Genomic DNA, 14,466 nt, shown 5'->3' with positions numbered 1-14,466 from the left:
AGCATGGGTGTTAAGGAGAGTATTATAACATCAGGTATAATAGACGATCCAATAAAGATGGCTATTGATCATAAAATTGGTACGGTGATATATTCTGGATGAGAAGATAGTAATAGATATTGAGGATCAGCATCTCGCCAAAGTTTATGAGAAATTACCAGTAGTTATAGTAAAAGGTAAAAAGGCGATTCTTAGGGACATCAATGGAAACGAATATTTAGATTGCATGGGGGGCTATGGTGTTGCTATTGTTGGGCATTGCAATCCATATGTAGTTGATGCAATAAAAGATCAGATAAAAAAGCTCATCACATGTCACGCATCCATATATAACGATACAAGAGCCGATTTACTTGAGAAGATTATTAAAGTATCGCCAAAAGGGTTAGAAGAGGTTTATCTTTCCAATAGCGGTGCTGAATCCGTTGAGTGTGCCCTAAAGCTAGCCCGTAAATATTCCAAAAGACCCGGAGTAATCGCTATGACAAGGAGTTATCACGGTAAGACTTTAGGTGCGTTATCAACTACATGGAATAAGAAGTATCGCTCAGCATTCGAGCCATTAATTCCAGAAATAAAGTTTACTCCATTTGGAGATGCAGAAAAAGTAAGAGAGGCTATAACAGAAAAGACTGGCGCTATAATAGTAGAACCTATACAAGGAGAAGGAGGAGTAAATGTGCCACCTCATGGATTCTTAAAGGAACTTAGGGAGATATGTTATGATAAAGATCTACTACTTATCTTTGATGAAATACAGACGGGGTTTGGAAGGACTGGGAAGATGTGGGCTTGTGAGCATTGGAAAGTTATCCCAGATATAATGTGCTTAGCAAAGGGGATAGGTGGAGGATTACCATTAGGAGCAACTTTAGCTAAACAAGAGGTTATGTCAGCATTTAACGTTGGCGACCATACAAGTACATTCGGAGGCAATCCATTGTCTTGTGCCGCCGCATGTGCCACTATAGATTATATATTGGAGAAGAAATTAGTCGAAAGAGCTGTAGAGCTAGGATCAGTCTTCAAAGAAGGGCTGGAGAATTTACAAAAGAAGCATCAAATAGTTCGTGAAGTAAGAGGTTTGGGTTTGATGTTGGGAATGGAGTTAAGATTCGATATCCGTGACATCCTGATCGGAGGAGTTGAAAAAGGATTAATCATGCTCTATTCAGGAAGAAACATCTTACGTTTTTTACCACCTTTGGTTATAAGTAGAAATCAGATTCATAAAGCAACTGAAATACTTGATCTATTGATATCTAAAGAGGAGGAATCAAGAATAAAATCTTAAAGTCTATTTAGTCTTTTTGAATTTATAACATTATATGTAACTTCAATTGGACATTATGGTTTTTTCTGATCTCTCCATCATTTCCGTAAAAATACATTAATTTGATGTTTAAAAGAATGATTATAAATGATAAGATTGGTTGACTAAAAGGATTCTTTTTGTCTGTACAGGTAATATAGCTCGAAGTCCTACTGCTGAAAAGCTTTTTACAGGTAGAGAAAAATTTGAAGTTATCTCGGCTGGAACATGGATAAGAGCTCGTAAAAAGGTTACAATAAACCTCATAGACTGGAGTGATATAATCTTCGTTATGGAAAATTACCATAAGACAGCCATACTTAACTTAAAACCAACAGCTAAAAACAAAATAATAGTCCTAAACATATCAGACAGATATTTTAGAGATGATCCAGAACTGATAAAAATACTAAAATTAAAATTATTAGAATATCTAAAAATAAATTGGTGAAACTGTAATTTTTAGTTATATTTTACTCACGATTTATAGTATAGGCAGAAAGTCAATTGGTGTCTAACATTTAGTCCACATTTATTAGTGGATAAATATTTATTTGTCTCCTTACATTAACTGCAATCTGTCCCGCGGTAGCTCAGCTTGGTAGAGCTTCCGACCCTCATGTGAGGGGGAGATGCTGTAGAGGTGAGCCATGGTTCACTTCACCAGCCTACTGAGCACACAGAAACCGGAGTGTCGCAGGTTCAAAAGGTGCAATTAACCTGAATGTCCTGCCCGCGGGACTTTTCTCATAAACTCTCATAATAAGTAGAGCGCAACAAACTTAAATATTTCCAACTTTGAATTTTTATTTAGCAGACTATATTGGTGAATTGTAAATGTCATCTTCCCCAACTTTAATCCTAAAAGAAGGTACAACTCATGTAAAAAAAGGTATTATACAGAAGAACAATATGACTGCAGCTATAATAACCGCAGAGATGGTTCGATCTACGTTAGGTCCACGTGGCCTTGATAAAATGTTAACGGCAATTAGATGGACAGATGATAATCTTAGAAAGATTGAGCGTGTCACCATAACCAATGATGGGTCTACAATCTTGAAAGATGCAGATTTCAAACATCCTATTTCGAAGTTGCTTGTTGAAGCCGCAAAAGCTCAAGATAGTGAAGTTGGGGACGGAACTACAAGTGTTGTTGTAATTATTGGAGAGCTAATAAAAAAATCACAGAAACTGATAGAAAAAGGAGTTCATCCCAACGTTCTGGTAGACGGATATAAGATAGCCGCTGAAAAGGCAAAGGAAATACTAGATAAAATAGCTATAAACGTCGACAAAAATAATGATGAGATATTAAAAAAAATCGCTATTACTTCTATGGGAAGTAAAAGTGCATCAATAGTAAAAGAATATTTGGCAGATATAGCTGTCAAAGCGATAAGACTGATAACTAAAGAAGAGAATGGAAAGGTAAAAGTAGACATCAATAATATCGAAATCGTGAAGAAAAGTGGAAAAGGCTTAGAAGAAACAGAAATAATCAAAGGTATAGTAATAAAAGAAGATGTTATAGATACCATAGAAGCCGGCATGCCTAGGAGGGTCAAAGATGCTAGAATAGCTCTAGTAAAGAAGCATGAGGGTCTAGATTTAGATAGAGGTGCAGTGACTTTTGTTCGTGAACTACAAGTCGACAATCCAGATCAGCTTCAGAATTACATGAAAGGAGAGAAGGACATACTCAAAGGCTGGGTTGATAAGATTGCTGATGCAGGTGTTAACGTTCTCTTTTGCAAAACAGCCCTTGATTATGTTGTTACCCATAACATGGTAAGAAAAGGAATAATGGGAGTAAGGCGAGTAGATGAAGAAGATCTTAAGAAAATTGCAAAAGCGACAGGAGCTCGAATAGCATCTCACATTGATGACATTGGTCCTGATGGTCTGGGTGAAGCGGGTCTAGTAGAAGAGATAAAGATAGGTGGAAAAAAGTTGATCTTTTTACGCGATTGTAAAAACCCTGATTTTATTACTATACTTTTAAGGGGGGGTACAAAGCACGTGGTCGACGAGGCAGAGAGGGCATTACATGATGCTCTTTGTGTCATAAGAAACGTTGTCGAGGATGAAAAGATCGTGGCTGGAGGAGGTTCGCCTGAAGCTGAATTGTCTAAACAAATTCGAGAGCTTGCGAATACTGTTGGTGGAAGGGAACAGTTGGCTGTTGAAGCCTTTGCGGATTCTTTAGAGAGCATACCATCGGCATTAGCTCAAAATGCCGGACTCGACCAAATAACTCTTTTAGTTAATCTCAGGGCTAAACACAAAGAAGGTAATTTATGGCATGGAGTAAATGTATTCTCAGGTAAAATTGAAGACATGAAGGAAAATAACATACTAGAGCCCCTAAGAGTTAAGATGCAAATCATAAAATCAGCTACAGAAACTGCTTGTATGATTATCAGAATAGATGAGTTACTGTGTGCTAAGATGATCGATACAGAAAAAGATGAGGGACTTGAAGCAAGGTTTAGAGAAATGAAAATGAGGGGTAGAATTGGAAGACACAAACGTCGTTGGAAGCAGACACCAGTCTGGGTTCCTAAATAACATTAATACAACTCTAAAAAATATAAGTTCAAATACACCATTATATTAAAAGCTCAATATAATTCTTTATGACTTTAACGCTCTTCATCAATTTTTCTCTTTCATCATTATTGAGATCCAATTCTATTACCCTCTCAATTCCGTTTCTTCCTATTATTACTGGAACTCCTATACAAACGTCATTGAATCCATATTCACCATTCAAGTAAAAAGAAACTAAATGCATTATTCTTTTATCTTTAATCATAGTCTCAACTATAGAAGATGTTGCTGAAGCTATTCCAAAAGCGGTAAAACCCTTTAGGGAAATGACTTCAGCGCCTGATTTCTTTAATTTGTTGATTAATTCGGCAATTTTAGATGGATCCAATATCTTGTTGAGAGGTAATCCATTAACCTTCGAGTGACTTTCAAGAACAACCATAGAATCTCCGTGTTCACCTATAACAATTGCATCTATAGATGAACTAGGTACATTTAGAAAGGACGATATATAGAATTTTAACCTAGCAGCATCTAGTTCACTACCTACGCCGAATACGTGATTACGGTCAAATCCCGTACTCTTAAGTGTAAGGTAGGTCATCATATCTAACGGATTAGTTACTACAATAACATTTGATTTTGGAGCATATTCTATTATTTTACTAGAAATCTCAACAATTATCGATTTATTTTTTTGTAAAAGGTCTAGTCTACTCATATCATGAGTTCTAGGGAAACCAGCCGTTAAGATCACTATATTGCAACCCTCTAAATCTTTATAATCGTTAGAACCTTTTATCTTAACATTTATATCAACTGCAGAGGCCATATGACATAGGTCTAACGCATTCCCTTGTGGTAAACCTTTAACGATATCTATTAAGACTAAGTCGTCTAGTTCTCTAAGTACGAGTTGCTGAGCGATAGTGCTTCCAACCTTTCCAAGACCAATTATACCTATCAAACTTTATTCTCCCAAATAGAATTCCTTTTAGAACCTATATTCAGATAGTGATTTGAAAAGATATACTATATTAAAATAATTATTGACAATAATTTAATCTGCATTAAAATCTTCTTTATCTCTATGCAAAATTCTCTCTATCTCAGATATTTCTCGGATTAGATCAGAAGTTTTAAGCTTTTCAAGTAAAACTCCTTTTTTCTCAACCAATTTTTTCCGTTCCCTTCTTCTCATATATAAAGCTCCAATTAAGAAGATTATAATAGCTATTGAAGTTATGAGTAATAGATGCATCTCAGGCCTTTGTAAGCTCTCCAAGATAATCTCTATCCAACTCTTTGGTGGAGGTAATGGAGGGGGTGGCTCCACCCAAGTAAGATTCTGGGCTAAGATATGTGGTTGTACCATAGAGAATATAGTTTGACCCTCTTTAGATTGCATTCGAACATATTCTGGTAAATCTGCAACATCAATTTCATAGGTGATATCTAATTCCGAGTTACTATCAACGATTATACTCAAAGGACGACCCATCCAATCGGTAAGTAGGTTCTCACTGCTACTTGTATTTACTCTTTGCATTGGCCACATATACAAAGTACTGCTTTCTGAATCATATTCTAGTCCAATTTGTTTTAGTTCAGTTATATCAAAAGTAAGCCATTCACGAGAGTATTGTACACCCCTAATATGAGGTGATATCTGCACCTCAATGGCACTTGGTTGCACCAATTCGTTACCAGATTTAATTTGGATAGATAATCCATATACGATTTGTGCGTAACTCTCTTTATTCGTTATCTCTGCTTTGACGATCTTCCAATTATTTTTCAACTGGATGTCAAAATCAATATCTGGACTATAAGGATTATCTGAATTCGTAATTTCAAGGTCATATGGTTCCATTCTATTATACTCAAGAATTAGCATTAGATCTTCTAAGTCTTCCTTCTCATCTTCTAGTTCATATATAGGCTCTATCATCTCCCATCCAGCAGATCTAATTGACTTTGAAGCTGAACCAATTCCATTTGCTAATTTTTTTAAACCATCTTCAATCTGATCTAGAGCACCGCCAATAGAGTTGAGCGCTACTGAAATTTGATGAATACTGTCGTAAATTTCGTATAATCCTGGAAGAATTTGATCGATTATCATATAAGCAGATGTAATATTTCCAATAGCATACCACAAATACTCATTTGGGCCTGGCTTGTCATATATAAACTGAGATATCGATTCATTAGCATTGAGAAGGTAACTTTTTGATAAATCAAGTGATGTACAAGAGATTTTTATACCATTTCCAACCGCATACAATGCATACGCTAGGCTATACTCATATTCTTCCACCATACCTATGGCACTCCCTATATAACTTACTGCCGAGCTAATTCCCTCGAATGCATCACTTATATCGGACATCGCATTCATAAATTCCTCCAATAGCTCAATTGATGCATCTAAACTATCGATTCCTACTTCTAGTTGTTGCTCCAAAACATCGGGGTCTGAAGCAATCTGGATTGATATAGGTTCTATCGGGACTTCACCCCAAGAACTCACCTTTGAAATCTTTGCAGAAAAGGAAAAAGTAACAGAAGATTCTTCTAAAAAGACATACCAAGTCATCATTGATCTTTCACCCATAGTCGAAGTAGAGTTAGTTTCTGGTTCGGTCTGTATGTTTGTGAAATAGTCCTCAGAGAGAGATGCAGAAATTATACTTGCAAGAGGAGGTGTGACTTCATATAAAAATCCTTCATCTGGATGATCTATATCACGATAACCTTTATCCGAAATAAGTTTTTGTGCTACATTTTTCACAGTTATTTGGAAAGTGATGACATCAGAGATATTTGCATCAACCATGTAAATCTTTTTTGCTTTTGTTATGTTTGCTGGTTTTCCATTTATCATCATTGTTTCATTAACAGTTACTGGGATTTTTTTCAAGCTATCAGCCAAAAACTGAAACTCGATACGACTCCCTGCATCAATACTTACATCATTCCATTTAATCAGAGTAAGGTTTCCAAATTTTTCCAATTTTTTTGGATTTGGAGTACCATAAAGCATATTCAATGTCGAAGCATTTATCGAATCGATGCGATCTATTATATCAACTGTAGTTGGTCGCGATCCATTATTGTAGACTTCAAACCAAACTTTTGCCGATTTTGAAGTCAGATCACCAACTGGAGAATACTTCAACTCTATATGTTCATTTTTCTTACATAAGAGTTCAGGTTGATCATCAATATCATTTTGTGTTATCGATCCTTGAACGATGTTAGTATCAATTGTCAATACTACAGAAATAGATAAAATGATGAAAAGAAAACATGTACATAGATGTCTCATATAGATCTCCTTTTTTAATGATCTTGGATTATTTCTCTTAATCTTTCTAGCTGTTTTGCATATCCTAATTTAGCTTGGACGTAATATTCATAATCTAATTTTGTTTTTTTATTCTCAAGACTCATCAATGAAGTTTTTAACCATCTTAGCTCTGACAAAATCAACTGTCGACGCTCTTCTGCTAAGACTTCTTGGGAGGGGTTTTTAATCGATTTTGGCGGATCATCATATAGCTGTCCATCGACCATATAGTAAATTCTCTCAGATATCTTAGCTATATTAGGGTCATGAGTTATTATGATGTATGTCTGTTTTAAAATTTTATTCAAATTCTGAATTAACCTAACAATCTTCCAACCAGTTCTCTGATCTACATTTCCTGTTGGCTCGTCTGCAAGAATTATGGATGGCTCGTTTGCAAGGGCGCGTGCGATTGCCACCCGTTGTTGTTCTCCTCCACTCATTTGAGTTGGACGATGGTACATCCTTTGTTCCAGACCAACTAATCGAAGGAGTTCTAAGGCTTTATCTCTTATTTCTGATTCCGTAAATTTTCCTACAAAGTTCATTGAAAGTTGGATATTTTCCAGGGCAGATAACATCGGTACTAAGTTAAAAAATTGGAAGATGAACCCAATCTTTTCACGTCTTATCCTAGCCAATTTTTTTTCACTCATACGGGTGATGTCAATACCGTCGATGATGACCTGTCCTTCAGTCGGGTGATCAAGCCCACCAATCATGTTTAGTAAAGTAGTTTTTCCACAACCAGATGGGCCCATGATTGATAGAGATTCACCTTTCTTTACAGTTAGGTCGACTCCTCGAAGAGCATTTATCTTGATATCACCTAGATCATATGTTTTGACAACGTTCCGAAGCTCAACTGGATTACTCATAACGTAAAGCCTCCACAGGACGAATGTTTGCTGCTGTCCAAGATGGGAAAAGGCCTGCCATAATGCCAACTGAAACAGCAGCCATTAATGCAATCCCAAGAATATATGGTGAGATTATTAGTGGTATGGTGATGTTCAACCCAAGCATAGCGATGAACCACTGAGCAATATATACTCCAAAGAGACCGAATATACATCCTAATACACCCCCGAAGAAGCTTATCAATAGAGCTTCTGAAAGAAAGATGAATAGGATGTGCCTTCTTTCAGCCCCTACGGCCTTCAACATTCCTATTTCCCTCCGTCTCTCATGTACAGACATCATAATCGTGTTCATTATTCCCAAAGCTCCTACCGCAAGGCTTATTGAACCCAAACCAATGAGAACACCATCGATGATGTCCATGATCTGACCTATTTCACTCATGAGCTCCTCTTCTCTAGCTATGTAGGCGGTAGGATACATATTCTCAAGAATAGCTTCAATTTGCTCTCCTTGACTAGGATCATCGATCCTAACCATAATCGTATTAGCATACCCCTCCTTTCCTAACAACTTTTGTGCAGCCTCGAGAGTGATGAAACAACCAATGTTCATCTGTTCAGCACCAACTGTATGTAAAATCCCGACAACTGTAAAGGTTTGTCCAATCCCGCCCAATCCAGTGCTACTTATGGTAATTTTATCGTCGACAGATATTTCTAGATTGTTGGCAGTTGTGCTTGTGAAAATTATTGATTCGTCCTCTTCAGGTTCCAACCCCCTTCCATATTCATAAGTTACATGATACAGACTAGCTACCTCAATCGGATCGATGCCAACAATCATCGTTGGTTGCTCATCAATATATACCATCGTCATTATTAGAGGTATAGAGGCATTTACACCAGGTACTTGTAATACATACTCTTGAACATATTCAGGTATGTCAGCGCTACCGTCTCTACTGCTTATAATGACACCAGCTCCAAGCATCTCATTAAGAGTTGTTTCAATTTGATACCTCATCCCATATCCTAATGTCATCAAGGAAACTATAGCTGCGATGCCAATGATAACACCCAGTATGGTTAGAGCTGACCGGAACTTCCTTCGTCCAATACTTCGTTTTGCCATTCTGAATGAAAATCTTAAAGTCTTAAACAACAAATCCCACCATTATAATAATCTAGTATATATCAGAATCTTATATATATAACTATTATACATATAATTTAAGAAAGGTGTATGTGGTGGACTCCACAACAGAAGAAATAGCTTCCTTTTGGAAGAGTCAGATGCAAAAGGGCTATTTAAAACTTGCAATATTATTCACTTTAAGTAAAGGTCCATCTCATGGTTATTCGCTGATGAAAAGCATAAATGAATTTACGCTAGGCATTATTGCTCCAACTGCTGGGGGGATATACCCAGCACTAAAAGAACTCGAAAAGAGAAAGCTCATAAATGGAGAATGGGAACATGAAGAGAAGAAAATATACTACATAACAGATAAGGGCAAAGATGTTTTTAGGAAGGCAGTAGAAAAACACTATGAATTAGCTTCCTCTATTAGGAAGTGGACCCTCAAAGAACTTGCTGATCTTCAAATTATGGAAGAGGTTGAAATACCAACAGTTACTATGCCATTCATAAAACTGCTACTTTTAAACGAAAAAGCTTCGATTGAGGAAAGGATCATATCCTTAAAGAAATTGCGACAAGAATCACAACGACTTGTTCGTATGCTGAATAAAATGATAACCTTTATCGATAAAAGATTGGATGAATTGAGCAACAAAAGGAATGTATGATTATTTTTTGTTGTTTGATCTATCTGTTACTTTTTTTGACCATCATCTAATAGCATGTACTAAAGCGTTTGTAAGTTCAAGATTTGTGATAACAGGAACTCCAAACTCTACTGCTTTTCTTCTTATTAGATAGTCATCATCTAATACTTTCTTGGATTTAACTCCTTTTAACTTTAAGACATTGATAACCAGCTTTATCTTCTGATTAATTAGGTAATCAAGTATATTCGGTTTTTTCTCTTCACTTACTTTGTGCAATATTTCACAATTTATATCATTTTTAATCAAAGCCTCTGCTGTATGTTGAGTAGCATATATTTGAAATTCTTTTTCCGAAAATTTCTTTGCTATAGAAATTAAACTTTCTTTATCTCCACCTACTGTTATAAGAATCGAGTCGCCTTTTTCAGGAATGTTTAGACCTCCTGCTATCAAACCCTTTAAAAAGGCTTCTTCAAAGGTCTTTCCAAAACAAGCTACCTCTCCTGTTGAGACCATCTCAACTCCTGTAATAGGATCTGCACCTTCTAATCTCATGAAAGAGAACTGAGGAACTTTTACCCCAAACTTATTCGCTGTAGCTTCTCCATCTTTGATTCTTTTTCCTAGTATGGCATCTGCAGCAACATCCATAAGATTAATACCAACCGTTTTTGAGACGAAAGGCATACTTCTTGATGCTCTTAAGTTACATTCTATAACATATACATCTTCATTTTTTATTATATACTGAATGTTGAAAGGACCTTGAATATTCAATCTTTTAGCAATTCTTCTGGTATAGTCCCTTATGATATCTTTGACAGACTCAGAAATACTTATTGAAGGGATCGACATTGTAGCATCTCCTGAATGGATACCTGCATTTTCTACATGTTCTATTATCGCTCCAATGAAGATGTTTTTTCCATCACAGACTCCATCGACTTCTACTTCTTTGGCATTCGTAATGAATTTTGTAATAACTACAGGATATTCTTTTGATACTTTAGTTGCTTTTTTCAAGTAATTCTCTAATTGTTTTTTATCAAAAGCAACATTCATTGCAGATCCAGAAAGAACATATGAAGGTCTTATCAATACTGGATATCCTATCCTATTCGCAAATGCCTCTGCTTTTTCAATAGTTTCCAATTTACTCCATTTCGGTTGATCTATCCCTAATTCGTCAAGAATTGTGCTGAACTTAGACCTATCCTCCGCCTTATCAATATCTTCAGCAGATGTTCCTAAGACTTCAATACCATAAGCAACTAGTTTCATGGCTAAATTATTAGGTATTTGACCGCCTACGCTTACTACTACTCCGTTTGGACCCTCTTTTTCAGTTATATCTAAAACTCTTTCAAGAGTCAACTCTTCAAAATACAATTTATCCAAAATATCATAATCCGTTGAAACAGTTTCTGGATTATAATTTATCATTATGACCTCTTCGATTCCCTTTCTTTTTAAAGCCCAAGCCATATTTACACAACACCAGTCAAACTCGACACTAGAACCAATTCTGTAACAACCAGAACCAAGGACAATAACTTTGCTATTTTTTGAGATTCCTATATCATCTTCATCTCCATTATAGGTGAGATATAGATAATTGGTAATAGCAGGCCATTCAGCCGCTAGTGTATCGATTTGCTTTATAACAGGTTCTACTCCAAAAGATTTTCTTATTTTTCTTATCTCTGCTTCACTCTTATCAACTATATTGCCAATCATTTTATCAGAAAAACCAAGTTGTTTAGCTTTTTTTATGGTTTCAGCAGTTAACTTTTTCTTCAATGATCCTTGAAAATCTATAATTCCTTTAATTTTATTCAAGAACCAAGGATCAATTCCAGTCAACTTATGGATTCTTTTGATATCTATTCCAGATTGTAAAGCCTTAATGATAAAAAATATTCTTTTATCTGTAGGATTTTCTAATTCATATTCTATTATCTCAATATTGAAGAGATCATCCTTACCAATTTCTATATCATCGACATCCATCAATTCTTTATCTATATCAAGCATCCTGATTGCTTTTTGCAAAGTTTCCTCAAAGGTTCTACCAATTGCCATCACTTCTCCTACAGATTTCATCTGCGTTCCAATTTTTCTACTTACATCCTCGAATTTTTGGAAATCCCATCTGGGTATTTTAACTACCACGTAATCTAATGCGGGTTCGAAGCAAGCAGTAGTCACCCCTGTAACTTTATTCGTCAACTCTGGTAAAGTATAGCCAATCGCAAGTTTTGCAGCGATGTACGCTATGGGATAACCGGTAGCTTTTGATGCAAGGGCTGAACTTCTTGATAAACGAGAATTTACTTCAATCACTTTATATTTTTCAGAGTTAGGGTCTAAAGCAAATTGTATGTTACATTCGCCTATAATTCCTAAAGCCCTTATGACTTTAAATGCAATCATTCTTAAAAGATGGTACTCTCTGTTAGTCAAAGTTTGGGAAGGTGCAATGACGATACTGTCGCCTGTATGGACTCCCATAGGATCGAAATTTTCCATATTACAAACAATTACACAATTATCTTTACAGTCTCTCATTACTTCATATTCTACTTCTTTCCATTTTCCGATGTATTCTTCTATTAAAACTTGTTTTATTCTACTATGAGCAAGTCCTCTAGTTGCGATTTCGATCAATTCTTCTTTATCACTTGCTGCTCCAGAACCTTGTCCACCCAATGTATATGCAACTCTTACCATAACTGGATAGCCTATCTCATCGGCTGCTCGCACTGCTTCAGAGATAGAATTCGCCTTCTTACTTCTAGGTATTGAAATGCTATTTTCAATCATAGTCTTCCTAAAGAAATCTCTATCATCTGCGATCTTTATTGCTCTTATTCCAGTTCCTATGACTTTTACATTCCAATTATCTAAAATTCCTTTTTCAGCTAATTCTACACCACAATTTAATTGATTTTGACCGCCGTTTACTAAAAGTTTTCGATCTTGTGTTTCTTTTTATATAATTTTTTCAACAAAATCTTAATTAATAGGAAGAAAATAAACTTTATCAACAAATTTTTTATCAGTTTGAATTGTGGCTATATTTGGGTTGACAAGTATAACTTGTATCCCCTCTTCCTTTAAAGCCTTTATCGCTTGTGCACCTGAATAATCAAATTCCCCAGCTTCTCCGATCTTTATAGCTCCACTTCCTAAAATTAGAACCTTTTTTATCCATTCAAACTTTGCCAAATCTTTTCGCCTTTTCTATGAAATAATCGAATAAAGACCCAGTTTCATAAGGACCAGGTGATGCTTCAGGATGGAACTGAATCCCAAATACAGGTTTCTTTTTGTGTTTTATACCTTCTACGGTTTTATCGTTCACGTTCTTGAACCATATATCGAATCCAGTTTCTTTTAAACTTTCATCTTCGACGACATATCCATGATTTTGAGTTGTTATATAACACCTTTTATTAGATACATCCATACAAGGATGGTTCTGACCCCTGTGTCCAAACTTCATTTTATAGGTATCTGCGCCTGCTGCAAGGGCAAGAATTTGATTGCCTAGACAGATACCCATAACAGGAATATTGGTCTCTATGATTTCTCTAACTGTTTTTATAGTCTTTTCACATTTTTTCGGATCTCCAGGACCATTTGAGATTACAACTCCAGATGGATTCAATTTTAAAATATTTTCAACAGAATAATCATAAGGAACCCTAACAACATCTACTTTACGTTTTAAAAGATTTCTTAATATCCCATATTTGGTACCACAATCGATCATAACAATTTTTATCGATCTTCCGAAGTTATATTCGATCGGTTTTTTTATTGTAACTTCTCTTACCAAATCTCGCTTATTAGGGTCTTCAATATTTCCTAATTCTGTCATAATTTCTTTGTAATCGATCTCTTTTGCTATTTTTAAAATGCCAAGCATTGTACCTTTAACTCTTATCTTTTTTGTAAGCTCTCTTGTATCAATGCCTTCAATGCAAGATATTTTTTGCTCATACATCCATTCATTTAATGTCTTTTTGTATGACCAGTGGCTTGGATTTTGGGCTAATGAATATATCGCATAGCCTTTTACTTGTATCCTATTGGACTCAAAATACAGGGGGATTCCAAATTCATCAGTAATTGAATATGAAGGTACACCATAATTTCCAACTAAAGGATAAGTTTGAATTAATATTTGTCCAAAATAAGAAGGATCAGTCAAAGATTCAGTATAACCAACCATTCCTGTGTTAAAAACAACTTCCCCAGAAACTTTACGAGGATAGCCAAAACCAGAACCATTTATTATTGTTTCATCTTCTAAAGCCAATACGGCTTTAATCAAAATCTGCACCTTCAGATGATTTTGAGTAAAATCCATAAGAGGAGTTTCCTAGTAGAATGCTTTGGTAGAAAAAAGATGCTTTCCCCTTTCTTCTAATCGTAGTTAGATTATATGTTCCGGTTTCTAACAATATTTATTGCTACACCTTACAAAAGCAAAAAATGTTGATTAATAAAGTTTTTTATTATATGATTTTGAACCTAACAACAACTTTCCTGAGGCAACACTTCAAACAAGGAGTTTTTTTTAAAAATAC

General features: G+C 35.5%; 10 protein-coding genes, 1 tRNA gene and 1 pseudogene. 5 read left to right on the top strand and 7 right to left on the bottom strand.

What is annotated here, in order from left to right:
* The first annotated feature begins 112 nt into the window (after nt 1-112).
* The 4 genes from L6N96_05595 to L6N96_05580 all read left to right on the top strand — a co-directional run bounded on the left by L6N96_05595 (nt 113) and on the right by L6N96_05580 (nt 3,883).
* Complete coding sequence (locus L6N96_05595) at nt 113-1,294, top strand: aspartate aminotransferase family protein (GenBank protein MCP8323632.1); 1,182 nt, start codon at nt 113-115, stop codon at nt 1,292-1,294.
* Between the two features lie 139 nt (nt 1,295-1,433).
* Entirely contained in the window at nt 1,434-1,763 is a 330-nt protein-coding gene (locus tag L6N96_05590) for a hypothetical protein (GenBank protein MCP8323631.1), read from the top strand.
* A 131-nt stretch (nt 1,764-1,894) separates the two neighbouring features.
* A tRNA-Tyr gene (locus L6N96_05585) sits at nt 1,895-2,053 on the top strand.
* 96 nt (nt 2,054-2,149) lie between these two features.
* Nucleotides 2,150-3,883 (top strand): thermosome subunit, encoded by a 1,734-nt coding sequence (locus L6N96_05580; GenBank protein MCP8323630.1) that lies wholly within the window; start codon nt 2,150-2,152, stop codon nt 3,881-3,883.
* Nucleotides 3,884-3,923: 40 nt separating this feature from the next.
* Here L6N96_05580 and L6N96_05575 read toward each other — a convergent pair whose 3' ends face one another.
* The 4 genes from L6N96_05575 to L6N96_05560 all read right to left on the bottom strand — a co-directional run bounded on the left by L6N96_05575 (nt 3,924) and on the right by L6N96_05560 (nt 9,242).
* Entirely contained in the window at nt 3,924-4,832 is a 909-nt protein-coding gene (locus L6N96_05575) for a malate dehydrogenase (protein ID MCP8323629.1), read from the bottom strand.
* 93 nt (nt 4,833-4,925) lie between these two features.
* Nucleotides 4,926-7,196, bottom strand: a complete 2,271-nt coding sequence (locus L6N96_05570) for a hypothetical protein (GenBank protein MCP8323628.1) — start codon at nt 7,194-7,196, stop codon at nt 4,926-4,928.
* A 14-nt stretch (nt 7,197-7,210) separates the two neighbouring features.
* The gene (locus L6N96_05565) at nt 7,211-8,095 is read right to left on the bottom strand and encodes an ABC transporter ATP-binding protein (GenBank protein ID MCP8323627.1); all 885 of its coding nucleotides are present in this window, start codon (nt 8,093-8,095) and stop codon (nt 7,211-7,213) included.
* Complete coding sequence (locus L6N96_05560; GenBank protein MCP8323626.1) at nt 8,088-9,242, bottom strand: ABC transporter permease; 1,155 nt, start codon at nt 9,240-9,242, stop codon at nt 8,088-8,090. Before L6N96_05560 ends, L6N96_05565 begins: the two co-directional genes overlap by 8 nt.
* 86 nt (nt 9,243-9,328) lie before the next feature.
* Here L6N96_05560 and L6N96_05555 point away from each other — a divergent pair, with 86 nt between their 5' ends.
* Nucleotides 9,329-9,889, top strand: coding sequence for a PadR family transcriptional regulator (locus tag L6N96_05555; GenBank protein ID MCP8323625.1), 561 nt, complete (start codon nt 9,329-9,331; stop codon nt 9,887-9,889).
* A gap of 42 nt (nt 9,890-9,931) precedes the next feature.
* Here the strand turns inward: L6N96_05555 and carB are convergent.
* From carB to carA, 3 genes and pseudogenes are all read right to left on the bottom strand, one after another.
* A pseudogene (carB, locus tag L6N96_05550) lies at nt 9,932-12,796 on the bottom strand (carbamoyl-phosphate synthase (glutamine-hydrolyzing) large subunit).
* A gap of 90 nt (nt 12,797-12,886) precedes the next feature.
* A complete protein-coding gene (locus L6N96_05545; protein MCP8323624.1) occupies nt 12,887-13,099 on the bottom strand; it encodes a hypothetical protein in 213 nt (70 codons plus the stop codon).
* Complete coding sequence (gene carA, locus L6N96_05540; GenBank protein MCP8323623.1) at nt 13,086-14,210, bottom strand: glutamine-hydrolyzing carbamoyl-phosphate synthase small subunit; 1,125 nt, start codon at nt 14,208-14,210, stop codon at nt 13,086-13,088. Before carA ends, L6N96_05545 begins: the two co-directional genes overlap by 14 nt.
* Nucleotides 14,211-14,466 lie beyond the last annotated feature (256 nt).

Source organism: Candidatus Methylarchaceae archaeon HK02M2, from assembly GCA_024256165.1.
Lineage (GTDB): Archaea > Thermoproteota > Nitrososphaeria > Nitrososphaerales > JACAEJ01 > HK02M2.
This window is presented reverse-complemented; position numbering and strand designations above follow the sequence as displayed.

Bases quoted from the DNA above. Each gene is read 5' to 3' on its own strand.
- L6N96_05580 (MCP8323630.1), top strand. From the start codon at position 2,150: ATGTCATCTTCCCCAACTTTAATCCTAAAAGAAGGTACAACTCATGTA.
- L6N96_05570 (MCP8323628.1), bottom strand. From the start codon at position 7,196: ATGAGACATCTATGTACATGTTTTCTTTTCATCATTTTATCTATTTCT.
- L6N96_05565 (MCP8323627.1), bottom strand. From the start codon at position 8,095: ATGAGTAATCCAGTTGAGCTTCGGAACGTTGTCAAAACATATGATCTA.